General features: G+C 63.2%; 15 protein-coding genes. 9 read left to right on the forward strand and 6 right to left on the reverse strand.

Annotation, left to right across the window (positions count from 1 at the left end; all coding sequences use genetic code 11):
• Positions 1-45: 45 nt before the first annotated feature.
• Together HMPREF2604_RS00140 and HMPREF2604_RS00145 are read left to right on the forward strand one after the other, a co-directional pair.
• Positions 46-399 (forward strand): hypothetical protein, encoded by a 354-nt coding sequence (locus tag HMPREF2604_RS00140; RefSeq protein WP_070562148.1) that lies wholly within the window; start codon positions 46-48, stop codon positions 397-399.
• Positions 400-461: 62 nt separating this feature from the next.
• Positions 462-1,067, forward strand: coding sequence for a hypothetical protein (locus tag HMPREF2604_RS00145; protein ID WP_070562152.1), 606 nt, complete (start codon positions 462-464; stop codon positions 1,065-1,067).
• Between the two features lie 126 nt (positions 1,068-1,193).
• Here the strand turns inward: HMPREF2604_RS00145 and HMPREF2604_RS00150 are convergent, their stop codons facing one another.
• Entirely contained in the window at positions 1,194-3,104 is a 1,911-nt protein-coding gene (locus tag HMPREF2604_RS00150) for a solute carrier family 23 protein (RefSeq protein ID WP_070562155.1), read from the reverse strand.
• 373 nt (positions 3,105-3,477) lie between these two features.
• On the opposite strand from HMPREF2604_RS00150, the gene pflB reads away from it, so the two are divergent.
• From pflB to HMPREF2604_RS00175, 5 genes are all read left to right on the forward strand, one after another.
• Positions 3,478-5,571, forward strand: coding sequence for a formate C-acetyltransferase (gene pflB, locus HMPREF2604_RS00155; RefSeq protein WP_070530034.1), 2,094 nt, complete (start codon positions 3,478-3,480; stop codon positions 5,569-5,571).
• Between the two features lie 35 nt (positions 5,572-5,606).
• Positions 5,607-5,858, forward strand: a complete 252-nt coding sequence (gene grcA2 / locus HMPREF2604_RS14415; RefSeq protein WP_070525314.1) for an autonomous glycyl radical cofactor GrcA2 — start codon at positions 5,607-5,609, stop codon at positions 5,856-5,858.
• Positions 5,859-6,728, forward strand: coding sequence for a pyruvate formate-lyase-activating protein (pflA, locus tag HMPREF2604_RS00165; protein WP_070562158.1), 870 nt, complete (start codon positions 5,859-5,861; stop codon positions 6,726-6,728).
• 4 nt (positions 6,729-6,732) lie between these two features.
• Positions 6,733-7,983, forward strand: a complete 1,251-nt coding sequence (locus HMPREF2604_RS00170; RefSeq protein ID WP_070562162.1) for an alpha/beta fold hydrolase — start codon at positions 6,733-6,735, stop codon at positions 7,981-7,983.
• Between the two features lie 105 nt (positions 7,984-8,088).
• The gene (locus HMPREF2604_RS00175) at positions 8,089-9,291 is read left to right on the forward strand and encodes an SPFH domain-containing protein (protein WP_070562165.1); all 1,203 of its coding nucleotides are present in this window, start codon (positions 8,089-8,091) and stop codon (positions 9,289-9,291) included.
• A 99-nt stretch (positions 9,292-9,390) separates the two neighbouring features.
• Here the strand turns inward: HMPREF2604_RS00175 and HMPREF2604_RS00180 are convergent, their stop codons facing one another.
• The 5 genes from HMPREF2604_RS00180 to HMPREF2604_RS00200 all read right to left on the reverse strand — a co-directional run bounded on the left by HMPREF2604_RS00180 (position 9,391) and on the right by HMPREF2604_RS00200 (position 16,333).
• Positions 9,391-11,088 carry an ABC transporter family substrate-binding protein gene (locus tag HMPREF2604_RS00180; protein WP_070562168.1) on the reverse strand — a complete coding sequence of 566 codons (1,698 nt, stop codon included), beginning with the start codon at positions 11,086-11,088 and terminating at the stop codon, positions 9,391-9,393.
• A gap of 60 nt (positions 11,089-11,148) precedes the next feature.
• Entirely contained in the window at positions 11,149-13,119 is a 1,971-nt protein-coding gene (locus HMPREF2604_RS00185) for an ABC transporter ATP-binding protein (protein WP_070562172.1), read from the reverse strand.
• Entirely contained in the window at positions 13,116-14,201 is a 1,086-nt protein-coding gene (locus tag HMPREF2604_RS00190; RefSeq protein WP_070562175.1) for an ABC transporter permease, read from the reverse strand. Before HMPREF2604_RS00190 ends, HMPREF2604_RS00185 begins: the two co-directional genes overlap by 4 nt.
• The gene (locus tag HMPREF2604_RS00195; RefSeq protein WP_070522351.1) at positions 14,202-15,185 is read right to left on the reverse strand and encodes an ABC transporter permease; all 984 of its coding nucleotides are present in this window, start codon (positions 15,183-15,185) and stop codon (positions 14,202-14,204) included.
• 368 nt (positions 15,186-15,553) lie between these two features.
• The gene (locus tag HMPREF2604_RS00200) at positions 15,554-16,333 is read right to left on the reverse strand and encodes an HNH endonuclease family protein (RefSeq protein ID WP_070562179.1); all 780 of its coding nucleotides are present in this window, start codon (positions 16,331-16,333) and stop codon (positions 15,554-15,556) included.
• Between the two features lie 37 nt (positions 16,334-16,370).
• Here HMPREF2604_RS00200 and HMPREF2604_RS14010 point away from each other — a divergent pair, with 37 nt between their 5' ends.
• Both HMPREF2604_RS14010 and HMPREF2604_RS00205 read left to right on the forward strand, forming a co-directional pair.
• Complete coding sequence (locus HMPREF2604_RS14010; RefSeq protein WP_154762460.1) at positions 16,371-16,541, forward strand: hypothetical protein; 171 nt, start codon at positions 16,371-16,373, stop codon at positions 16,539-16,541.
• 5 nt (positions 16,542-16,546) lie between these two features.
• Entirely contained in the window at positions 16,547-25,474 is an 8,928-nt protein-coding gene (locus tag HMPREF2604_RS00205; RefSeq protein ID WP_070562216.1) for a type I polyketide synthase, read from the forward strand.
• The last annotated feature ends 52 nt before the right edge of the window (positions 25,475-25,526 follow it).

A 25,526-nucleotide genomic window follows, 5' to 3' on the forward strand; every position in this document is an offset into this window, starting at 1 on the left:
GTAGCTTGTCAAGGCAAAAAGCCATGTCATGCACGATTAAGGAAGATGATTGAAATGCGCAAGACCATAACCCTTGGGCTTATGATGAGCAAACGGCTCGCTGATGACATCGCCGCTTATGTGCCGCAAGGAGCTTCTGCCCGGTGGATCGGTAGCGAAGTGGAAGCGCGTGCGTGCGACGGCGTGATTGTCGACGCCACAGAATTCGCTGGTATTCTTCCCGATCAGGTTGTGCTGGTGCTTGGCGACGTCAACGGGGTCGCCGAAGAGCGCCTTCGGAAGTCGGGCTCGGTGGTCATGGATCGTCACCTGCGCACGCATATCGACACCCTGTTAATGGCTTTTGCTGCTTTCGCTGAGCAGCAGGCTCTCGTCTCGGTGGTTGCAGGTGACGTGTAGTAAAACTGCGGAGACTAATTTGGAGCGTAGCTATCTCTACTACGCACGAAAGGCTAAGCCTCATGTCTCCTCGCAAACTCAGCACCACGCTCATCGCGTTGGTGGTGCTTCTTTCACTCGCCTGTGCCGGTTTAGGTGTGTATGCCGTGCGCCAACCACATGAGGTGTACACCGCGCCGGTAGAGTCAACCACTTCGCAGGTAATCAACGCAGTCGAGCGCGAGGAGCAAGTCGTCTTGCTTAGCCTCGGTATCCAAGGACTCACGGAGAAGTCCTCCGCCGGGCAGGTATTTGGCGTGAGGGTTCCGTGGACCGGCCGCACCCAGTTTGTGCAGTATTCCTACAAAGCCAAGCTCGGTATTGAGGGCAAGGAAGTCCGTGTCACCGAAACTGGCGAGCATGCTTATACGGTCCACATCCCGGATTTTATCTTCATCGGGCACACCGACGAGGAGTTCAAGACCGCCGTGGAGAACAACGGCGTGTTGAGCTGGACCACGCAGCCGCTCGACGCTGCCTCCACGGTGTCGGACGTTCTCAGCGCCGATAAGAAGCGCAAGGACATCAACGACAATCGCGAGCTCCTCCAAGACCAGGCCCGCAATTTCTATGAAGGCATCATTCGTGGAGTGGACCCTGACGCCCACGTCAGCATGGAGTTCAGCTGACCCTTGTCTAGTGTGGGGTGAGTTCATCACCCCACGTCGAGTGGCCTTTTACGTGGAATGTTCCTTCTTCTGCGTCGAGTACCCTCTTTACGAGGAATGAACCTAGTAACGTCGAGTGACTTCTGGTCACTCGATCTCCGTGAACTTGCGGTCCCAATAAGCGCGTACCGGGTTGGCGTCCGCGAGGAGGATGTCGAAGCGGTCGTTGGCAATCTCGATGATTTCGCTCAAGACCACGCGCTGTTCCAGCTCATCCGAGTTGGACAGGCGGCGCACGCCCGCATCGATGACGCGGTCGGCCGAGTCGTTGGTGTCCAGGTATGCCACAAACGGCATGTCGAAGTGCTTGCGGTAGGCCGTTGAAACGTCGATAAGCTGCTGTGTCTGTACGTCATCGAGGTCATCCAGGGCCAGGGAACCGCGGTCGGCGGAGATGGTGGCGGCCGAGTCAGCGTCGACAAGCAGCAGCTCATCCATCGCCGGGTAGTCGTGGATCAGTGCACGGTGCTTCTCACTCGGGGCGGTGAGCACCGCAACTTGGATTGCTTCCCGCAGTTGGCTGACGTCCTGGAAGGGACGCAGCTCCCAGGCGGCTTCAAGCGGCCAGGTCTCGTTGTTAAAGAGCGGGCGCAGGGCGCTGACGAAGCTATCGCGCTCCATTTCGTTGAGTTCCTTGAGCGAAACGCCGGCGCCGTCGAGGCGGCTGACATCATCGCCGGACTGCGAGCCGACGTGGAAGAACAGCAGGTTGAGCAGAATCGCGGTAATTGCACCGATGGACATTCCGGAGGAGACAAAGATCTGCGCCCATTCCGGGAAGGCGGTGGCGACGTCCGGCTTGAAGGTGACCAGCATGGCCAGCCCCAGCGCGGTGGTAACGATGGCGGCGTTGCGACCGTCAGCGATGTCTTCCTTGGCGATTGTCTGCAGACCCGCCCAGGCAACGTTGGCGAAGAGTGCGAGGGATGCACCGCCGAGCACCGGGGAGGGGATAGCCGCCACGATCGCTGCGGCCTTGGGCAGCAGGCCCAGGATGATCATGAAACCGGCAGCCGATGCCGCCACCCAGCGCGACTTCACACCGGTCAAGCGAACCAAGCCGACGTTTTGCGCGAAGCAGGTATACGGGAAGGAGTTCATCACGCCGCCCAGGGTGGTGGAGAGGCCATCGGCGCGGATGGCGCGCACAACGTCATCGCGCTTGATGCGCTTCTTTACAATCTCACCGGTGGCGAAAACATCGCCGGTGGTCTCCACCATGGTGATGATCATGACGATGATGAGGGAGAGAATCGCCATGATGTCGAACTTCGGCATACCGAAGTAGAAGGGGGTAGTCATGCCGATGGCGTCGGCCTCACGCACGCCGTCGAAGGACGTATCACCCAATACGAGTGCCAAAGCGGTGCCGATGATCAAACCAAGCAGTACCGACAGCGTTCCAAGGAAACCGCGGAAGAAGCGCTGAACCACGATGATGATGGCCAGCGTGCCGAAGCCATACAGCAGATCGCGCGCGGCCGGAACCCCGTCGGCGTAATTGACAAAGTCATTTGCAGATACCGCCAGCAGCGATGTACCCATGACCAAGAGCACGGTGCCGGTGACAATCGGCGGGAAGTATTTGAGCACGCGTCCAAAGACCGGCGCGGCGAAAAACGTAAAAATACCGGCGGCAATAATTGCGCCATAAATCGTAGGCAGCGGCTGGTCACCCGCGCTGAGTCCGATAGCAATGATGGGGCTGACCGCCGTGGTGGTCACACCCTGGATGATGGGCAGGCGAACGCCGATGTGCTTGCCGACGCCCACCGCCTGGATCAACGTCGCCAGACCACAGGTCAACAGGTCGGCGTTGATGAGGTGGATCGTTGTGGCCTCATCCAGCCCCAGCGAGCCCGCGATAAGCAGCGGGACGATGACCGCGCCAGCATAAAATGCGAGGACGTGCTGGAGTCCGAGCGCTGCCAACTTCGGGGCTGGTGGGACGGCGTCGACCGGGTGTGTGGGCTGAGGGGCGGTTGCGATGTCGGACACGCGGGGAGGCTCCTTGCTAAAAAGCGAGACGAGGATACTGCGCATAACAATAGAGCGCGGCAAGGACACGCACCAAGAGCTCGCCCCAAAAAGTGTGGGAAAGGCCACGTCAGGGGGTACTTTACCCCCGCATCCAACCGTACGGCCGTTACCTATGACGGAGCTGACCTGTGCAGTGCTCACACTGGCACCCTTGGTGGTGCGCGGCCCGCATTTGCCGATATGAGCTTGTGCGTCTTTACCCCTACTATGGGCTACAGAGAGGGGTTCGGTGACGGACGGGTTGACCGAATTGCCCGTGAATTGAAGTCACCTAAAGCCCTTCTGCGACTAAGCATTACGCGTCGTGTGAACTACGAAGGGAGTCAATATAGTGACCACCGCAACTGAACAGTCCGTGCAGTTCGAGGCATGGAAGGGCTTCGAGCCCGGCCCGTGGACTGAGAACATTGACGTTCGTGATTTTATCCAGCGCAACTACACCCCTTATGACGGGGATTCCTCCTTCCTTGCTGGACCCACCGAGAAGACCAAGAATGTGTGGAATCACCTGGAGGAGAACTACCTGTCCATCGAGCGCCAGAAGCGCATCTTCGACGTGGACACCCACACCCCGAGCGATATCGATGCTTTCCCGGCCGGCTACATCTGTGAGGACGACAACGTCATCGTGGGCCTGCAGACGGATTCTCCGCTGAAGCGCGCCATGATGCCCAACGGCGGCTGGCGCATGGTCAAGCAGGCTATCTTTGAGGCCGGCAAGGAAGTTGACCCAGACGTAGAGAAGATCTTCACCCGCTACCGCAAGACCCACAATGACGCGGTCTTCGATATCTACACCCCGCGCATCCGCGCAGCGCGTTCCTCTCACATCATCACCGGCCTGCCGGATGCCTATGGCCGCGGCCGCATCATTGGTGACTACCGCCGCGTGGCCCTCTACGGCGTGGATTACCTCATCGCTGAGAAGGAGGCATCCAAGCACGCAGTCGGTGATATCGGATTCTCCGAGCACTGGGCACGCTACCGCGAGGAGCACGCCGAGCAGATCAAGGCTCTGAAGAAGCTCAAGGTCATGGCTGAGTCCTATGGCTTCGATATCTCGAAGCCCGCGAAGACCGCCCACGAGGCAGTCCAGTGGACCTACTTTGGCTACCTGGCCTCCATTAAGTCTCAGGACGGCGCCGCCATGTCCATCGGCCGCCTCTCCGCATTCTTCGACTGCTACTTCGAGCGTGACCTTGCCGCAGGCATCATCACCGAGGAAGACGCCCAAGAAATCATCGACCAGCTGGTGCTCAAGCTGCGCATCGTGCGCTTCCTGCGCACCGAGGACTATGACCAGATCTTCTCCGGTGACCCGTACTGGGCAACCTGGTCCGATGCCGGCTTTGGCGACGATGGCCGCCACATGGTGACCAAGACTTCCTTCCGTCTGCTGCAGACACTGATCAACCTGGGTCCCTCCCCGGAGCCGAACATCACCATCTTCTGGGATCCGCAGCTGCCGGCGGGCTACAAGGAATTCTGCGCCCACATCTCGATTGAGACCTCCTCGATCCAGTACGAGTCCGATAAGCAGATTCGTGAGCAGTGGGGCGACGACGCCGCAATTGCGTGCTGCGTGTCCCCGATGGCCGTCGGCAAGCAAATGCAGTTCTTCGGCGCCCGCGTCAACGCTGCGAAGGCCCTGCTCTACGCCATCAACGGCGGCCGCGACGAGGTCAGTGGCAAGCAGGTCGTCGACGGTTACGAGCCCATCAAGGGCGATGGACCGCTCGACTTCGACGAGGTCTGGCAGAAGTACGAGGAGATGCTGGACTGGGTTGTGGGCACCTACGTTGAGGCCCTCAACATCATCCACTACTGCCACGACAAGTACGCCTACGAGGCCATCGAGATGGCGCTGCATGATTCCGATATCGTGCGCTCCATGGGCTGCGGTATCGCCGGCCTGTCCATCGTGGCTGACTCGCTTTCCGCCATCAAGTACGCCAAGGTCTACCCGGTGCGCGATGATTCCGGGCTGATCGTGGACTACAAGACGGAAGGTGACTTCCCCTTCTATGGAAACGATGACGACCGCGCCGATGACATCGCCGCCACCATCGTTCACACCGTGATGGAGAAGATTAAGGCCATCCCGATGTACCGCAACGCCATCCCCACCCAGTCGGTGCTGACCATTACCTCCAACGTTGTCTACGGCAAGGCCACCGGTGCCTTCCCGTCCGGCCACGAGGCGGGCACCCCGTTCGCGCCGGGCGCAAACCCGGAGAACGGCGCGGATAGCCACGGCATGGTTGCCTCCATGCTGTCGGTAGGCAAGCTGGACTACAAGGATGCACTCGACGGCATCTCGCTGACCAACACCATCACCCCGTCCGGATTGGGCCGCACCCCGGAGGAGCGCATCACCAACCTGGTGGGCGTCCTCGACGCCGGCTTCATCATGGATTCCGAATAGACCACATCCACACCACTTCCTAAGGAGAACACAACATGGCAACCAAAACTTTCGACGAGCGCCTCGCTTCCATGAAGGCCAGCCGCACCGCCAACAACATGAACTCGGGCCTCTACCACGCCAACATCAACGTCCTGGACAAGTCCACCCTGGAGGACGCCGTTGAGCACCCGGAGAAGTACCCGAACCTCACGGTCCGTGTTTCCGGCTACGCGGTGAACTTCGTGAAGCTCACCCGCGAGCAGCAGCTCGACGTCATCTCCCGTACCTTCCACCAGGGCTCCTAAATGGCAGATGGCATTACCGGCGTCGTGCACCTCAACCCTGAAGAAGGGGAGAAGGTGCGCGGCGCCGCCGCCGGTTTAGGAACGGATAACGACCTCGAGGGCTACACCCGCCCGGAGTTGATGCAGGCCCGCCGCTCTGGTGATGTCGCGCTCGTGCACTCCTGGGAGCTGGTGACGGCCGTGGATGGGCCTGGAACCCGCATGACCATGTTCATGTCGGGTTGCCCGTTGCGCTGCCAGTATTGCCACAATCCCGACACCATGGAAATGAAGGTCGGAACCTTGGAGCGCATCGAGGATGTGGTCAAGCGCATCAAGCGCTACAAGCCCATCTTCAACGCCTCCGGGGGCGGCCTGACCATCTCGGGCGGTGAGCCGCTCTTCCAGATCGCCTTCGCTCGGCGCTTGCTCAAGGAAGTTCACGACGCGGGCATCCACACGACGATCGACACCTCGGGTTACCTTGGCGCGCGCCTGCGCGATGAGGACTTGGACAATATCGACCTGGTGCTCTTGGACGTCAAGTCCGGTGACGAGGAGACCTATAAGAAGGTCACCCGCCGCGAGCTGCAGCCGACGATCGATTTTGGGGATCGCCTCAATGCCATAGGCAAGCCGGTCTGGATCCGCTTCGTGGTGGTGCCGGGGCTTACCGACAGCCCCGAGAACGTCGCCAACGTAGCCAAGATCGTCTCCCGCTGGAAGAGCAACGTCGAGCGCGTCGAGGTGCTGCCCTTCCACAACATGGGCGCGGACAAGTGGCACGAGCTGGGCTACCCGTACACCCTGGAGGATACAAAGCCGCCGAAGCCGGAAGACGTGGAGGATATCCGCGAGGTGTTCCGTAAGGAAGGTTTCGTGGTCTACTAGAAGCATGAAACGCTTCGGCCACACCATCAAGGAACACACCATCACCGTCCCCTGGGACTATGATAATCCAGCCGCGGGGGAGTTCGAGCTCTACGCTCGGGAGATCATCCCGCCGGGCGGTGAGAAATACCCGGCGCTGCTCTATAACCAGGGCGGGCCGGGTTTTCCGGCACCGCGGCCGACTGGTGCCACCGGGCTCATCGGCAAGGGCCTAGAGCGCTACCGCTGGATCCTCATGGACCAGCGCGGCACTGGGCGCAGCCACCGCATCGATGAGCTCAGCCCGGCTGAGGATCGCACGGCGCAGCGCTTGGCGCAGTTGCGGCAGGAGAATATCGTGCGCGATGCTGAGCACCTCCGCGAGCACCTCGGCGAGGATTCCTGGGATCTCTACGGCCAATCCTTTGGCGGCTTCATCATTACCGCCTATGTTTCGATGTTCCCGGATTCCATTGGGCGCGCCTTCCTTACCGGCGGCCTACCCACCCTGACCAAGGGCGCGGATGATCTCTACCGCACGACCTTTGCCAAGCTCAAGGTGCGCCATGAGCGCTTCTATGCCCAGTTCCCGTGGGCGCAAGCTCGCATCGAGGAAATCCTCCACCACCTAGACAACTCGGAAGAGCTGCTGCCGACAGGGGAGCGCCTGTCTGCGCGCCGCTTCCGCACCATCGGCATCGAACTGGGCCGCGGTACCGGATTCGATTCTCTGGGCTACCTGCTGGAGGAGCCTTTCCGCACCGTGAACGGCGAGAAGCGCTTGCGTTCGGACTTCCTCAACAACGTCGGTAGCCGCGTGAGCTTCCAGGCTGGGCCTCTCTACGCGGCCATCCATGAGTCCATTTACGGTGGCGTGGGCGGCCAGGCTGTGACCGGCTGGGCGGCGCACCGCGTGCGCGAGGAATTCCCCGAGTTCGCCGAGGAAGGCACCTATCTGACCGGCGAGCACATTTTCCCTTGGCAGTTCGACGAGGACCCGGCGCTGCGCCTCTTCAAGCAGGCCGCCGAGGAGCTCGCCGCCCACGAGTGGGCAAGCTCGCCGTACGATGCCGCCAAGCTTGCCGACGCCCCCGTTACCGCCTCCGCCGCCATCTACCTTGACGATATCTTCGTGCCCTTCGAAGACTCCCTGGCCACGGGGGAGACCTACCGCGACTTGCGCCCGGTGGTGACCAACCGCTTCCAGCACAACGGTATTAGCGAAGACGGCGCGGGGATTTTGGGCGAGCTCTTCCGGGCGGCTGACGAGCGTTAACGGGTGTCGAGTGCGTTCGGGGAGCAATCTCCCCCAAGATGTAGTGGTGGTCACCGTGTGGCACACTAGTTAGGAAAATCCAACCGAAGCAGAAAGGATAAGCCTATGGGCGGACTCATCGTCATCGGCGTGATTCTTCTAATTATTATTGCCACCGCCTTCGACGGTTTCTACATCGTCCGGACGAAGGAGGCCGCCATCATTGAGCGGATGGGTAAGTTCGTGAACGTTGCTCACGCGGGCTTGCACTTCAAGGTGCCTTATGTCGACCGCGTGCGCGCCAAGATCAGCCTGCAGATCCGTCAGCTCGACGTCATGGTGGAAACCAAGACCAAGGACAACGTCTTCGTCCAGATCCCCGTTGCCGTGCAGTACGAGGTAGTTCAGGGCAGCGAGCGTCAGGCCTTCTACACCCTGTCTAACCACGAGCAGCAGATCGTGGCTTATGTTCAGGACAATGTCCGCTCTTCGGTTGCCAACATGGACTTGGATGATTCCTTCTCCTCCAAGGACACCATCGCCCGCAACGTGGCGATGTCCCTGCGCGATAACATGGCCGCCTACGGCTGGAACTTTGTCAATACCCTGGTCACCGATATCCGCCCGGATGCCCGCGTGCGCGAGTCCATGAACTCCATTAACGCCGCACAGCGTGAGCGCGAGGCAGCCGTTGCCCAGGCAGAGGCCGAGAAGATCCGCGTGGTCAAGGAAGCCGAAGGTGCGGCCGAGGCCAAGAAGCTGCAGGGTCGCGGTGTGGCTGACCAGCGTAAGGAAATCGTCGAAGGTATTGCCCAGCAGTATGAGCTGCTGCGTGCTGCCGGCGTGCAGGAGAACCCCGAGACCCTCATGCTGGTCTCCCAGTACCTCGACGCCATGGTAGACGTGGCCGACCGCGCCCACACCAATGTGCTCTACATGCCGTCTAATCCGGGCGGCATGCAGGATCTCTTCGGTGGTATGCGCGACGCACTGCTGTCCACCAACGCTATTAATGAAGCGCCGAAGCCGTCGGTTTCCCTGTCCGATAACAAGCACAGCCGCGAGGATTCCGGTGCTGCACGTCGCCGCCGCGAGGAGCAGGACCGCCGTGAGCGCGATGAGCGCGCCCGCCGCGATGCTGAGATGATGGAGCAGGCGCAGCGCGCACAGCAACAAGCACAGCAGCAGGTGCAGAACGCACCGCAGCAGGGCCAGGGCTTTAGCCAGATTCCGAGCTTCCCTTCCCCGCCGCAGGGCAATAACCAGCCGCAGAGCGCGCGCGACTACTTTGACCAGCTGCGCAACCAGCTCAATAAGGGCAATAACTAAGCACAGCGCTTCAGACTAAGCTCAGCACATAAAAGGAGGGCCTTCCCGCTTGGGGAAGGCCCTCTTTCGCTGCCTTGGGTGGTGCTAGGCGGCCGTTACTTACTTGGTGTAGCCGATGTTCTCCACCTCGATGACTGCGAAGGAGTTGGCGCCGAAGTTAGCGATATCGGGGTGGGTCGCAACCATGGTCGGGCCGTTGAAGATAGGAATGATGCCGTACTGGGCAAGGGCTTCTTTCTCCAGCTCATTGGATTTTTTGATCTGCTCGTCTGGGTCAGCGATCTGGGATAGCTCGTCGATCTTCTTGTCCAGTTCTGGTGTGCCCGTGCCGGAGCGGTTGAGCTGGGAGCCGGTGCGATAGGTCTGGCCGAAGTAAGCGACACCGAAGGGATCGCCGGAGGAGAAACCCATAGGCAGAATATCGAAGTCGTACTTGGAGGTGATCTCGGAGAAGTCAGAGACTGGGCGTTCCTCCACCTTCAGGTCCACGCCGATATCTTTCATCATCTTTTGGGTGGCGGTGGCCATGGCCTTGCTGATGGATGAATCTCCCAGCAGCGTGTAGCGCATGGACAGCTTCTTGCCGTCCTTCTCGCGGATGCCGTCGCCGCCTTCCTTCCAGCCGGCCTCATCGAGGAGCGACTTGGCTTTCTCCGGGTCGAACGTAATGACCGCGCCGACGTTGTCCTCGTAGCCCTTCTGGGTTTGGTAGAGGTTGAAGGAACCTGGCAGGTCCTCGGTGTAGCCGTTGAGTCCGTTGAAGCGGATGCCGGAGAGCGTGGAGCGGTCGATGCCGGCCATAATGGCCTCGCGCACCTTAATGTCGGAGAGAATCTCGTTCTTGGAGTTGAGCGTGTACAGGTTCTTGCCTGGGGTCATGGCGGTGCGAATTTCAACGTCTGGCATGTCCTTGACGGCCGCCAGGCGTTCCTTGTTGGCCACGCCGGTGGCGTCAATTTCGCCGGCCTTGAACGCGTTGATGGAGGCCTGGTCCTCCATCTGGCGGTAGGTCACCTTGTCTAGGAATGGCTTATCACCCCACCACTTCTCGTTTGGAACGAAGGTAGCGCTGCCGTTCTTGAAGTCGACGCTCTCGACCTTGTACGGGCCCGCACCCCACTCCGGGTGGACCTTGCCCAGGTAGGCCTCGTTGAACTTCTCCGCGGAGTCAACCTGTGGCGGGAGCAGGACGTTGAACAGACCCTGCCACCACGGATAGGCCTGTTTAAAGGTGATGACGGCTTGCTTGTCGTTCTCACCCGGCTTGACGGACTCGATGAGCTCGTAGCCGTCGGTGGCGCTAACGTTGACGTCCTTGTTCTCACCGTTGTTGAACTTCCACGTGTTCTCAAAGGATTTCCAGTCAATCGGGGTGCCGTCGTTGTACTGCGCCTTCTCGTGGATGGTGAAGGTGACGACAGTCTTTCCGTCCTTTTCTTCGTCTTTGACGTCGGTGATGTAGTCATTGTTGACGTGGAACTCACCCGCGCCATCGAAGAGGCCAATTTGCGGGTTGTAGTACTTCCACAGGCTCAGGGTGTATGAGGTGGCGTCGGCCTGGAAGGTGTTCTGCTGCTGGGAGATCTCGTCGATAGCCAAGCGCAGCTCGCCACCCTCCTTGAGCTCGGAGCGGTCCTTGGGGTTGTAGGAGCCGTCCAGCTTGACGTCGAGCTTCTCGCCGGAGGCGGAATTGCCTGATCCATCGGAGCCGGAGCCGCCATCGGAGGCGCAGCCGGTCAGGATGAGGGCAGAGGCGGTGACCACTGCGAGGGCGGTCCTGCGGAGCTTCATATTCATATGTGTGTCCTTTCGAGAGGAAACATGGAGACAAAGGTGAGTATTTAGTTATAAGTCTTGCTAAGCCGGGGTTTCGGCGGGCTGGTAAATCTCGCGCACCCGGTCACGCTCCACGGCTGGATCCGGCACCGGGATGGCGGAGAGCAGCGCGCGGGTATAGGCGTGTTGCGGGTTGTCGAAGACCTTGTCCGTGGGGCCGTATTCCACGAAGTCGCCCTTGTACATCACGGCGACCTTGTCGGAAAGGTGGCGCACCACGGAGAGGTCGTGGGCCACGAAGACCAGGGAGATACCCAGGCGGTTCTTCAGGTCGTGCAGCAGGTTGATGATGCCGGCCTGGATGGACACATCGAGTGCGGAGACAGGCTCGTCGAGCACCACGATGGAGGGGTTGGTGGCCAGAGCACGGGCCAGGCCGATGCGCTGGCGCTGTCCGCCGGAGAAGTGTCCGGGGAAGCGGTCCACCTGGTGGGATTCCAGGCCGACGAGCTTCATCAGCTCAGCGACGCGCTGGCCGACGTCCCCCTCATACCCCAGCGACTCCAGCGGCTCAGCGATGATCTCGCGGATGGTCATACGCGGGTTGAGCGAACTCATCGGGTCCTGGAAGACGATCTGGATGTCCTTGCGCAGCTTGCGGCGCGCCGACGCGCTCAAGCCGGAGGTGTTGGTGCCGTTGACCACGATGGTGGAACCCGCTGGCGGGTTGAGGTCCATGATTTCCAGCAGGGTGGTGGTCTTGCCGGAGCCGGACTCGCCCACGATGGCAAAGCACTCCCCCTGGTGCACATCGAAGCTGACGTTTTTGACCGCGTGTACTGTGCCGACGCGGCGCTTGAGAATCGCTCCCTTGATAAGAGGGAAGTCCTTGACCAGGTTCTTGACCTCCAAGGTGACCGGCCGCTGCTCGTAGGGAGTATCGCCCAGGGTATCTGCGGAAATCTTCGGCAACGGGTACATGCGCTCGCCGCCGATGGTGCCGTCCTTGATCTCGTCGGAGCGCAGGCAGGAGGCAAAGTGTCCGGGGACGTCGTCAAGCGCGCGCAGCTCCGGTTCCAAGGTTCGGCACTCATCCTTCACCACTGGGCAGCGGTCCGCGAAGGGGCATTCGGCGGCGACGTCGATAAGCTGCGGCGGGGTACCCACGATGGGGGTCAGTGGTTCGTCGGTGGCCTTGTCCACGCGCGGCGTCGACCCGAGAAGGCCCACGGTATAGGGCATCTTGGGGTTGTTGAAGATAGTGTCGACATCACCGAGCTCCACCGGGCGCCCGGCGTACATGACGAGGACATCGTCAGCCGTGCCGGCGACTACACCCATGTCGTGGGTAATCATGATGACCGCGGCGCCCGTTTCGCGCTGGGCCACCTTGAGGACCTCCAGGATCTGGGCCTGGATGGTGACGTCGAGCGCAGTGGTGGGCTCGTCGGCGATGATGACGCGCGGGTTGTTGGCCATGGCAATAGCGATGACGACGCGCTGGCGCATGCCGCCGGAGAATTCGTGTGGGAAGGACTTCACGCGCTTTTCCGCCTCCGGGATGCCGACGAGCTCGAGCAGGCGAATGGCCTCTTTCTCCGCTTCCTTCGTGGAGACATCGCGGTGGGTTTGGATGGCTTCGATGAGCTGGTCACCGATGGAGAACACCGGGGTCAGGGAGGAGAGAGGATCCTGGAAGATCATGGCGATATCCTTGCCGCGGATCTTCGACATTTCCTTGTCGGACTTGCCAATGAGATCGGTGCCGGCATAGACCACGGAGCCTTCCACCTTGGCGTAGTCGGGCAACAGGCCCATGACGGCCAAAGAGGTCACGGACTTACCGGAGCCTGACTCGCCCACAATCGCCAGGGTGCGGCCCGGCATGAGGTCGAAGTCGACGCCGCGCACCGCGTGGACGGAGCCGGCCTCCGAGGGGAAGGTGACGGTGAGGTTGCGCACGGACAGCACCGGCTCGGTGGATGAAGTGGGATCGGTGGCGCGGCTGGCCGGGATGGCGTTGGCGGTGCGTGCAGTATTCTGCGGGGTCATGCTCGGCCTCCGGAGTTCGAGTTGGGGTCAATGGCATCGCGCAGGCCGTCGGCGATGAACGCCATGGAGACGGTCAGCAGCGTGAGGATGCCTGCGGGGAAGTAGAAGAGCCAGGGCGAGGCCTCGACGGCGTTGGCGCCGCCGGCCAGGAGGGTGCCCAGGGAGACGTCGGGAAGCTTCACGCCCAAGCCCAGGAAGGACAGCGCGGTCTCCGACATGATGGTGGACACCACGCCCAGGGCCGCCTGGATGATGAGCAGCGAGCCGATATTGGGAACCACGTGACGGAAGATGGTGCGCAGACGCGAGACTCCCATGTAGTCGGCAGCACGGACATAGTCGTTCTCGCGCACGCTGAGCGCCATGGCCCAGATGACGCGTGCCGGGTACATCCAGCCGCAGGCGATGAGCACCACGATGAGCAGCTTCCAGTCGCCGCCGGAATCGGAGACCACCAAGGCGATGAGCAGGAAGGTCGGGATAGCCAGCAGGAAGTGAATGACTGCCAGGATGACCTTTTCCACCGCACCGCCGTACATGGCCGCGGCCGCGCCGATGAAGGCGGAGATCAGGGTAGAAGCCAGCGAGACGATGAGCGCAATGATCAGCGAGCGGCCCAAGCCGTGGACGGTCTGCGCAAAGAGATCGTTTCCGGAGTCCGTGGTTCCGAACCAGTGCTCCGGGGAAGGCCCGGTGGAGAGGTTGAAGAAGTCAGGCTCGTCGAAGGACCACGGGGTGAGGTAGCTGCCGAAGATGGAGAGCAGCGCGAGTAGCACGAAGATGACGAGTCCGACGGCAGCTGCCTTGTTGCGGAAGAAGCGGCGAACGTACAGCTTGAGCTTGGAGGTGCCGCGGAAATCACTGCTGGAGAATTGCTTGCGCTGCGCGTCATCGACGTCGACGCCGGAGCCGAGCGCGGATTGTGCGCTGGGTTCGGTCTGCGGTGAAAAGTCCGCAGTGGCGGCATGCGGGCGCACGCCGAGGTTATCAGCTGCCGTATCGATAGCGAGGTCGTTGCGGCGGTGGCGCTCGGTGTGGCGCGCTTCGGAGCGTGGCGACGTGGATTTCTTTTCTGGAGACATTTAGCTCACCCTTACTCGCGGATCGAGGGCGACGACGACGAGGTCAGCCAGGATTGCGGAGAAGGCAATCATGACGGCACCGAAAGCGGCGACGGCGGTGGTGCCGTTGACGTCGTTGCGGCTGATGGTTTCGATGAAGTACTGGCCCATGCCCTTCCACGCGAAGATGGTTTCCGTCATGATGGCGCCGGTGAAGATACCGGGAACGGAGAAGGCCACGGAGGTTGCGACCGGAATGATGGAGGTGCGCAGGGCGTGCTTGCGGATGGCCTGGGAGCGCGTCAGGCCTTTGGCCCGGGCGGTGCGCACGTAGTCGGCGTTCAAGTTATCCAGCAGGAGGGTGCGCTGCATCATGTGGTAGCCGGCGTAGCTGATGATGATGAGCGAGATGGACGGCAAGATGAGGTGTTGCGCCATATCCAGCAGCTTGGGGAAGAAGCCTTCGACGCCGAGGCTGGAGGCACCCGTTACGTAGACCACGCGGTGGCCGGTGACGCGGTTGATCCACAGGCCGCCGGCGACGACCAAGATGGAAGCCACGACGACGTGCGTGTTCATGGTGATGATGGAGACGCCCTGCCAAAAGCGGTCGGCCGCCTTGTACTGGCGGGAGGCGGTGTAGACGCCGAGGGCGACGCCGATGACGACGGAGAGAATCGTGGCCACGAGCAGCAGCTGTGCCGAGACGAGCGCGCGGTGCCCGATTTGTGCGCTGACCGGGTCACCGAGAGGGGAGGTACCCCAGTCCCAGTGGAAGATGATGTTGGACAGCCATCCCCACCAACGCTCAAGGAGCGGGGTCTCCGGGTTGAGGCCGAGTGGCGTGAGAATTCGGCCGATTTCTTCCGGCCCGAGCGGTGGGTTGCGGCCGACATAATTTGATCGGGGATCAAGGAAGGTTGCGGCCAGGAGGTACGCGATATTAGTCGCGAGGAAGATGACTACCAGCCAGCTGGCGGTCTTCTTGATGATGTACTTGAACATCACTATTCCTTCGCAGGGTGTGGTCTCAACGGGTTTGGGAAGTATAGAGCCGTGAAAACTCACGGCATCTATGTGACCTAGACCTCCGGCTAGGTGCTGTGTCACATATTAAAAGAAATGTGAGACAGGAGGGGAAGATTTATTGTTTTTGTTTCATGGGGGGTATCACCTGCACGTCCGTAGGTTGCATTTATTACATATCAATAGGCCTATAGAAATTATCGGGCGTGAGGAATGTAGGTGCAGTGCGCACCAAGGTTCCCGCCGCCGAAAACCCTGCATAACCGTTTAGGGGTGAGTGAATATTATGCGCATAATTTCGGGGGTAGTGGGAGGGGTATCAGGGCATCTAAAAGGGGTAAAAATACTCAGCAAGCATTCAGTAGCCGACGGAGCGCATCCTTCTCCGCTGCCGTGACCCAGATTTCATAGGCCGCCTTCACCTCTACGATGCGGCGCGCATACTCACAGCGAAATCCTTTGTTGGGCGGCAGCCACGTAGCGGCATCGCCAGCGCCTTTTTGCTGGTTGAGAGGACCATCGACGGCGAGGAGGTTGCGGGGATCATTAGCAAAGTCGCGGCGTTTTTCTGGTGACCATTGCTGGGCGCCTTTCTGCCAGGCGTCGGCAAGCGGCACAACATGATCGATCTGTACCGCACGTGATGTCTGCGCCCCGCGCTGGAACTCAATGTCCTGGCCCGAATAGGGATCGTGCAAGGTGCCGGAAAGTGCCACGCAGTCGTGGGTGCCTTCCTTGAGAACGAGGCTCTCCGGATCCAAGTCCCTGCGAAGGATGTCATTGCGGGTATCGCAGCCGTTGTGGCCGAACTCCACGGTGACGTCATCGGACCACGCCTGGCCAAACTCTTCGCGCTCATAGCCGGTCCTGGGCGCGCGGCCTTTGACCTCCAAGGAATCTAAAGCGGCGAGCGCTTCGGCGATGTCCGGCGCAATGCTTGGCGCGGGTGTGGCCTCTTCGGCTTGTTCTTCTGCTGGGCCTTCCTGCGTGGGTGCCGCTGTCTCAGTGGCCTTGGGCCGCTCGGGCGTAGGTTCGGTTGGGGCGGGGAGGATAAGGCCGATGGCCACTAGTACTGCTACCGCGGCGTTGAGTAGCGCGGCGATGAAGAACGGGGTACGAGTGGCCATGACGCATTGATCCTAGTGGGTAGAATCGGCACACGGTATGAGTATCGATATGTTCTTTGACGAGTACCTCGCTGAACGCGGTCTGACGCGCTCGGCCGAGGTTGTCCCGGACCACGCCTGCCAGGTCTTTTGTGATGCGCCTGAGCCGAAGACCCAGTCTTCCCTCGAAGAGGCGGTTCAACTCGTCGCCCACACCTTGGGGGAGTAGTGCAGGTGTCTGATTTTCACGTCTCTGCGCCTTTGTCGCCTTTGTCCGCGCGCTTGGGCTCCGAGCCCTTTGCGCTGTCTTTTTCCGGTCAGGGTTATGCCTGGCTGCCGACGTTGCGCGATGCCCTTGCTGCCGGTGCGCGGCCACACATCGCGGAGTACCTCGGCGCGGCCGAGGAACTCCTTGCCCCGCTGGAGGAGGAACTCCTGGCTGCCACTCCGCACGGGTTTGCGCCTCTGGACTGGGCAGACGAGGAGCCGGCGTGGGCGCACGCGCTTGCCGACGCCTCGCTTTCCACCCCCGGCATCCTCACCGCGCAGCTAGCGGTCCTCGAATCTTTGCGTGCGCAAGGAATAGAACTCGAGGATGCCGTCACCAGCATCGGACATTCCCAGGGCGTGCTTGCCGCGGCGGTCGTTGAGGGACGCATGAGCCCAGCCGAGGCTCTGGCGCGGGCACGCCTCATCGGCGCGGCTCTGGAGACAACCGCACGCAGTGCTGGGCTGGTCCGCACCCCGCAGGGCGCGCCCATGGCGGCGGTGACCGGCGCGACGAAGCAGCAACTACTCGACGCCGGCGCCCACATCGGGCTCGACAATGGGCGGGGGCGCTTCGTCATCGTCGGAACACCGGCTGAACTTGCCCGAGTGAAGGCCGCGCTGCAAGAGGACGCGACTCAGGCGGAAGGGGCGGAAGGGAAGACCGCCGCAGTTACCGTTTCCGACCTTGACGTGTCAGCTGCTTTCCATCATCCCACCATGCAGTGTGCGGTGGACCAGGTGGAAAGCTGGGCAGCTCGGATCGGACTGGAACCCGAATCCGCCGCGCAGCTCGCGCGGGCAGTATTGACCGATTACGTGGATTGGCCCGAGCGCGTTGACATAGCGCTTCAGGCCGGGGCGCGTTGGATTCTGGAAATCGGGCCCGCCCGCGGGGTGGAGCTGCTGACTCGGGAAATCGTCGCCGGGCGCGGTGTAGGCACGCTGGCCGTCGCTGCATCGGAAGGGTTGGCCCAGCTCGTGGAGCCGGGCCGCGCACCCATTTTGCCTCGCGCGTGGTCCGAGTGGGCGCCGCGCGTGGCGGACGGGCGTCTGGTGACTGCCTTTACGCAGGCCACTGGTTACTCACCGGTCATGCTCCCCGGGATGACCCCCACCACGGTGGATCCGGCCATCGTCGCCGCGGCCGCCAACGCTGGGCACTGGGCGGAGCTGGCCGGCGGGGGTCAGCACACCGATGACATCCTGCAGGAGAACCTGAGCACCTTGAGCCGGCTCTTAAAGCCAGGGGTTAATGCCCAGTTCAACGCGCTGTATCTCGCGGCTTCCCAGTGGCGCCGCCAAATTGAGGGGCCAAACTCGATTCTGCGAGCGCGCGCCGCAGGAACGCCTATCAACGGCGTGGTGATTTCCGCGGGCATTCCTCCTGTGGAGGAGGCCGTGGAGCTGGTGGAGAAGCTCCACGGGGCAAACATCCCTTGGGTCGCCTTCAAGCCGGGAACTTCGGCGCAGGTGGAGGAGGTGCTCCGTATCGCCGATGCTCTCCCCGAGACCACCGTCATTGTGCAGCTGGAAGGTAGCGCGGCCGGTGGCCACCATTCCCTAGAGGGCCTTGATGAGGTCCTTGTTGCCACCTACGCGCGGATTCGTGAGCGCGACAATGTCCTCCTCGCCGTTGGCGGGGGAATCGGCACCCCGGCGCGTGGCGCGGAGTACCTCCTGGGCACGTGGGCGCAACGCTTCGGCCTGCCCGCAGCGCCAGTCGACGCCATCATGGTGGGCACCGCTGTCATGGCAGCGAAGGAATCCACTGCATCCGAGTTTGTGAAGCAGACTCTCGTCGCCGCGCATAGCGGGGACGTTGTGTCGGGCCGCTCGGACCTAGGGGCGGACATCCATGAGCTGGATAACTCTTTCGCCCGCGCCGGGCGCCTTCTTGATGAGGTGGCCGGTGACGCCGAGGCCGTGGAGGCGCGCCGCGCGGAAATCATTGAAGCCATCGGGCGCACATGCAAGCCCTATTTCGGGGACGTTGATGAGATGTCCTATTCCGAGTGGCTACAGCGCTACCTTGAGCTGTCCTACCTGGACGGCTGGGTTGATGAATCCTGGTTGAGGCGATTTACCCGCATGGTGGCGCGGGCCGAAGCTCGCCTCCATCCGGCAGATCACGGCGAGATCGAGCTGCGCGTTGAGGTTGACCGCGAGAACCCGGCTGAGGCAATTAATCAGCTAACCGAACTCTACGGTGACGCCGCGCTGCACCCGACCGACGCCGCGTGGTTCATTCAGCTCGTGGATGGTCCCGGCAAACCCGCAAACTTTGTGCCGATCATCGATGCTGACGTACGCCGCCGCTGGCGCCGCGACACCTTGTGGCAGGCCCACGATGAGCACTACGAGGCCGACAAGGTCTGCATCATCCCCGGCACGGCGGCTGTTGGGGGAATCGGGCAGGCCAACGAACCGGTGGCGCAGATACTTGGCCGCTTCGAGCAGGCGGCGCTTGCGCTTCTCGACGGGACTGACGATGACTCTGGCGAGCCCGCCTTTAGCGCTGAAGAGCTCATCCGCCGCGCCCCGGGGCTCAACTGGGCTGGGCGCGAGCAGCCCAACCCCCTGCGCCTTGGCCTTGATGGGGCCGAGCTGGAAACTGCGGGCGAGGAGGCCATGTGGTTGACCGTGCCTTTCCACTCCGGAGCTGAGCTGCGCGTTCGCATCACCCCGCCGCGCATACCGGGTGCCTCACCACTCGTAAAGGTCGAGGATGCCGAGACCGCCATGTGGGAGCTGCTGTGCCAGGCCCTCGGCGGTGACCTACCAAACGCAGGCTCTGGGACTGCGGCGACGGTCAGCGCCCACCTCAGTGCCACCGACATCGCTCACTACGTGGCGGTGACGAGCGGGGAGATGAGCGCTGCTGTTTCGCCCGATGTTCTCGTCGGCCCCGCCTGGCCGGCCACCTTCGCCGTGCTGGCCAGCGCCCATACGGCGACAGGGGAGTCGGTAGTGGAGGGCTTTCTTGACCTGGTCCACCTCGAGCACTCGCTGAGCCTCAAACCAGATACCTGGGAGCTGCTTCGCGCCAGCGCCGCGCCGGGCTCCGAGCCTTTGGACCTGCGCTACACCGCCGAGTTGGAGGAGGTACGCGATACGCCGTCGGGGCGCGTTGTCGACGTTTCTGTCACTGTCACTGTCGCCGTACACGGCGACGAGCATGACTTCGCGCAGTTGCACGAGCGCTTCCTCATCACCGGGCGCCGCGGTGACGCCGCGCTCGAGACCGTGGGCGCCACAGTTCAAGGCTCGCAAGAAAACAGCGCAGAGCTGTCCTTCCGTGAGACACCGCGCTCCTTCCGCCACCGCACCAGCGCTGTGGCACCGGAATCCTTGCTGCCCTTCGCCGTGGTCACGGGGGATAGGAACCCTATCCACCTGTCCGCGAACGCAGCGGCACTGGCGGGGCATCGTGAAGGCCCCATCGTCCACGGCATGTGGACCTCGGCGCTCGCGCAGGCGGCCGCGGCTTTTGACGGCGCCCGCGTCCTCGACTGGTCCGCTACCTGGCTTGCACCAGTGCTGCCGGGGAGTGAGGTGGAGTTTGTGGTGGAACGGGTGGGCGTCGACAAGCGGCGCGGCTACGGTGAGGTCCGCAGCGTGACCGCCACCAGCCAGGGCGTGCCGGTGCTGCAGGCGCGAGCGACGATGAACAGCCCGATTACCTTCTATGCCTTCCCCGGCCAGGGCATCCAGTCCCCGGGGATGGGGATGAAGGACTATGCGGAATCCGCAGCAGCGCGCGCGGTGTGGGAGTGCGCGGACAAGCACACGCGGCAGAGCTTGAGCTTCTCCATCCTGGAGATTGTCCGCCACAACCCCGACACCGTGGTGGTGGGTGGTGAGACCTTCACGCACCCGGACGGGGTGCTTTATCTGACGCAGTTCACACAGGTGGCCATGGCCACCCTGGGCTGCGCACAGATCGCGGCACTCAAGGAAGCTGGGGTCCTCGAAGACAGTGCCTTCTTCGCTGGCCACTCGGTGGGCGAGTATAACGCCCTGGCCGCCTATGCCGAAGTCCTGTCGCTGGAGGCGGTCCTAGACATCGTCTATGTCCGCGGGCTGACCATGCACCGACTGGTCGAGCGCGATTCCGCTGGCCAGTCCCTCTATGGTTTGGCGGCGCTGCGCCCGCACAAGATGAAGATGAGCGCGGGCGAGGCCTTCGCCCATGTCGTCCGTGTGGCCGCGGAGACGGGTGAGTTCCTCGAAGTGGTCAACCACAATATCGCCGGGCGCCAATACGCGGTCGCCGGAACGAAGGCGGGCCTGGATGCGCTGGCGAACGACGCCGAGCGCCGCGCCCCCGGGCAACGTGCCGTCATCCCCATCCCGGGGATTGACGTGCCCTTCCACTCCTCCCGCTTAGTGGGCGGTGTGGTTGATTTCCGCGCGCACCTCGACGCACTCATCCCTGAAGAAATCAACCTCGACGCGCTGGTGGGGCGCTATATCCCTAACCTCGTGGCGCGGCCCTTTGCGCTGAGCCGCGAGTTCGTGGAGTCCATCGCCGCGGTGGTGGATTCGCAGCCCATCGAGGAGATCCTCGCGGATTTCGATGGCGCTATGGCATGCCCGGCGCGCCTGGGCCGCACCCTGCTCATCGAGCTATTGGCCTGGCAGTTTGCTTCCCCGGTGCGCTGGATTGAGACCCAGGACCTGCTCCTTGGTCAGCTCGGCGTGGAGCGTTTCATCGAGGTTGGCGTTGGCACCGCGCCCACGCTGACCAACATGCTGGGCCAAACCCTGCGGCTGCCCCAGTACGCGGGCAGCGCAGGCATCGAGGTGCTCAACTACGAGCGCGACCGTGAGCGGGTCTTTGCCGAAGACGCCGAGACGGCACCCGAGTCAGCAGCGAAGGATTCTGCGGACGCCGTCGAAGCACAGGCAGATGAGCCTGAGTCGAGGCAGCCAATTGAGAGCGCACACCGGGAAGACTCCGTGCACGCCCCGCGCGAGGAGGCCCCAGCCGCCGTCGAGGATCGCCCGCTCAGCGTGCACCAGGCTCTTGAGATGCTCATCGCGCTGTGGACCAAGGTCCGGCCTGATCAGATGGCCGCGACCGATTCCATAGAAACCCTCGTGGAAGGCGTGTCCTCCCGCCGCAACCAGTTGCTCGTTGACCTCGGCGTGGAGTTCGGTATCAGCGCCATCGAGAATGCCGCGGACGCACCCATCCCGCAGCTGGCGGAGAGCGTGGCGCAGCGCGCGCCGGGCTATGCAACGTTTGGGGAGGTCCTCGCGGAGCACGTCGCGCAGGCGCTCACCCGGCTGACCGGGCCCGCGGGCAAGAAGCCGAGCTACGTGGCCGAGCGCGTGAGCACTACCTGGGGATTGGGCCCGGGCTGGGCCGATCGCGCTATTGCACAGCTGGTCCTGGGCACGCGCGAGGGCTCGTCACTGCGCGGCGGGGAGCTGGCCAGCTTGCCCATGACCGGTGCGGCATCGGTTGCTGAGCTCGATGCGCTGATCGACGCCTCCGTGCGCGCCGCCGGCGAGCGCGAAGGAGTCTCGCTGCAGAAGGCCGTTGCTCTAACGCCACACGAGACCGTGGACCCGGAGGCGGTGCGCACTTATACCGAGCGCCTTGAAGCGGCGCTGGAGGACTCCGCCCGCGCCGCACTCGCCGCCTTGGGGCGCGAGGAGACCGCGACTGAGCAGGGGGACAGCGCTTCGCACACGGAGCTGGAGCAGCTCGTTGCAGCGGAGCTCGGCCCGGACTGGCAGCGCCAGGTCGCCCCCGCTTTCGATGCGCGCAAGGCAGTGCTTCTCGACGACCTCTGGGCCACCGCCCGCGAGGACATCGCCCGCGCGGCCGCCGCCGGGGAAGCAGAGCCCGAGCTGGACGTGCTGGGCGCCGGCGAGGAGGTGGCGCTCCTGGCTGAGCACTTCGGCTATGAGGACCTAGCCCGCGATGCCCGCACCCCGGCGAATGGATTGCTCTTCGCCGGGCAGGTGGCCGTGGTGACGGGTGGCTCGCCGGGTTCGATTGCCGCAGAGCTCATCGGTGAGCTGCTCGCGGAAGGCGCGACCGTGATTGCGACGACTTCCCAACTAAGCCACGAGCGCCTCGAGTTCTATAAGGAGCTCTATCGCAGCCGTGCCGTCGGCGCGGCAGCACTATGGGTTGTTCCGGCGAACCTTAATTCCTTCGCGGACGTGGACGCGCTTGCGGAATGGATTGCGGCGGAGCGCACCGCCACCGTCGGTGGAAAGTCTGTGCAGCTCAAGCCTGCTTACGTGCCGGATCTGCTCTTCCCCTTCGCCGCGCCGCGTGTCGCCGGCACTCTTGCGGATGCCGGGGCAGGGGCGGAGTCCCAGATGCGTCTGCTGCTGTGGTCGGTGGAGAAGCTCATCGCGTCGCTGTCCGCCGTGGGTGCGGATACACATGTTGGCCACCGGCTACACGTGGTGCTTCCGGGCTCACCCAACCGCGGGCGCTTTGGCGGCGATGGCGCCTACGGCGAGGCCAAGGCGGCCCTCGACGCCCTGGTTAACCGCTGGTCTTCCGAGCAATCCAGTTGGGGTGCGCGCACCTCGTTGGTGCACGCCCAGATCGGGTGGGTGCGCGGCACCGGCCTGATGGGCGGCAACGATCCGCTGGTTACACAGGTGGAGGCCCGCGGCGTGCGAACCTTCTCGGCGAAGGAAATGGCGGTGCAGCTTATCGACGCCACCGCCTCCCCTCGCATCCGCGCCGAAGCAGCACAGGCGCCGCTGAGCGTGGACCTCACCGGCGGGCTGGCCGAGGCTGAGCTGGACCTTGCTGCACTTGCCAGCGCGGCGCAGTCCGAGAACAGCGACGCATCGCGCGTAGCCGGTAGTTTGTGCGAAGGGAAGGCGCCGCGAACGGTAAAAGCCCTGCCGAACGTGCTCAGGCCTGCCGAGTGCACCAGCCCAGACTTCAATGGCGTGACGCAGTCCCTCGAGGACATGGTGGTCATCGTCGGGGCCGGCGAGCTCGGCCCGCTGGGTTCATCGCGTACTCGCTTTGAGGCGGAGGTCGGCGGGGACCTGTCTGCTGCTGGAGTGCTGGAGCTGGCGTGGAGCCGCGGGCTCATCAGCTGGGATGAGCGCACAGCCGGATGGCTGACGGCCGAAGGAGAGGAGGTAGCCGAGGAAGACGTCTACGCGCGCTTCCACGACGAGGTTCTCGCCGGGATTGGTGTGCGCCGCTTCCACGATGACTTCGGCCCGCACCTGCCCATGGTGGATAACCTCGCGCCCGAGCTGACCACCATCTACTTGGAGAAGCCGCTGAGCTTCACCGTGCAGGACGAAGAGACAGCACGCAGCTTCGTCGACAGCTGCGAAGGCGCTACGCTGCGCCGCGTCACTGATGCGACCGGTGAGGATGAATGGCAGGTCGCCCGACCCGCGGGCTCCGCGGTGCGGGTTCCGCGGCGCGTGGCCATGACCCGCTTTGTGGGTGGCCAGATTCCGGAGGGCTTCGACCCGCAGGTCTACGGCATCCCCGCGGACATGGTGGATAACCTCGACCGCCTCGCCCTGTGGAACCTCGTGTGCGCTGTGGAGGCCTTCCTGTCAGCGGGCTTTAGCCCCGCCGAGCTCTTAGCCCACATCCACCCGGCGCGCGTGAGCTCCACCCAGGGAACCGGCATGGCAGGCCAGGAGGCGCTGCGCTCGCTGTACGTCGATAAGCTCTTGGCCCAGCCGCGGCCCAATGACGTCCTCCAGGAAGCGCTGCCCAACGTCATTGCTGCGCACGTGATGCAGTCCTATGTCGGCGGCTATGGCCAGATGGTGCACCCCGTGGCCGCCTGTGCCACGGCGGCGGTGTCGGTGGAGGAGGGCGTCGACAAGCTGCGCCTGCACAAAGCCGACTTCGTCGTGGCCGGCGGCATCGACGCCCTGTCGATTGAGGGAATCACCGGGTTCGGGGACATGGCGGCCACGGCCGATAGCGCGGAGATGGCGGCGAAGGGGATTGAGCATCGCTTTTTCTCCCGCGCTAACGACCGCCGCCGCGGCGGCTTCGTGGAATCCGAAGGCGGCGGGACCATCCTGCTAGCGCGGGGAACCTTTGCAGCGGAGATGGGGTTGCCGGTGCTTGGCGTGGTGGGCTTTGCCGAGTCCTTCGCCGACGGCGCGCACACCTCCATCCCCGCGCCGGGCATGGGCGCGCTCTCGGCGGCGCGGGGTGGGCAGGACTCCCGCCTGGCCCGCTCGCTGAAGTCCCTCGGCGTGGGCGCGGACGATATTGCGGTGGTGTCGAAGCACGATACGTCCACCAACGCCAACGACCCCAACGAATCGGATCTGCACGAGCGCATCGCCGCCGCACTCGGCCGCAGCCCCGGCAACCCGCTGTATGTGGTTTCGCAGAAGAGCCTGACCGGGCACGCCAAGGGCGGTGCCGCCGCCTTCCAGCTCATCGGTCTGACTCAGGCGTTGCGTAGTGGAGTCCTCCCGCCGAACCGTTCGCTTGATTGCGTTGACCCCGTGCTGCGCCGCCACCCGCACCTGGTGTGGCTGCGCCAACCGTTGGACCTGCGCCGCACCCCGCCGAAAGCCGGCTTGGTGACCTCGCTGGGCTTCGGTCACGTATCCGCCCTCATCGCGCTCGTGCACCCGGGTGCGTTTTATGCCGCGCTGGTTCGTGAGTGGGGTGAGGCCGAGGCCGAAGCATGGCGCTCAGCCGCCGCCGAGCGCGAGTGGTGTGGCTTGCGGCGCCTGGAAAAAGCCATGCGCGGCGGGCCCGCCCTGTACGAGCGGCCGGTGAACCGCAACCTGGGGACGGGCACAGCCGCCGAGGTAGCTGAACGCGAGGCCGCAGTGCTGCTGAGCGAGTCCGCGCGCCTGCGCGGAGGCACCTTGGATCCGGAGGGAGGAAGCACGGCTCAACGGGGGTAGCAAACCGTGGAGTATCCCCAGCTTGTACCCTCTGGAACGATAAAGAAGCAGG

Source organism: Corynebacterium sp. HMSC055A01 (assembly GCF_001809405.1).
Classification (GTDB): domain Bacteria; phylum Actinomycetota; class Actinomycetes; order Mycobacteriales; family Mycobacteriaceae; genus Corynebacterium; species Corynebacterium hesseae.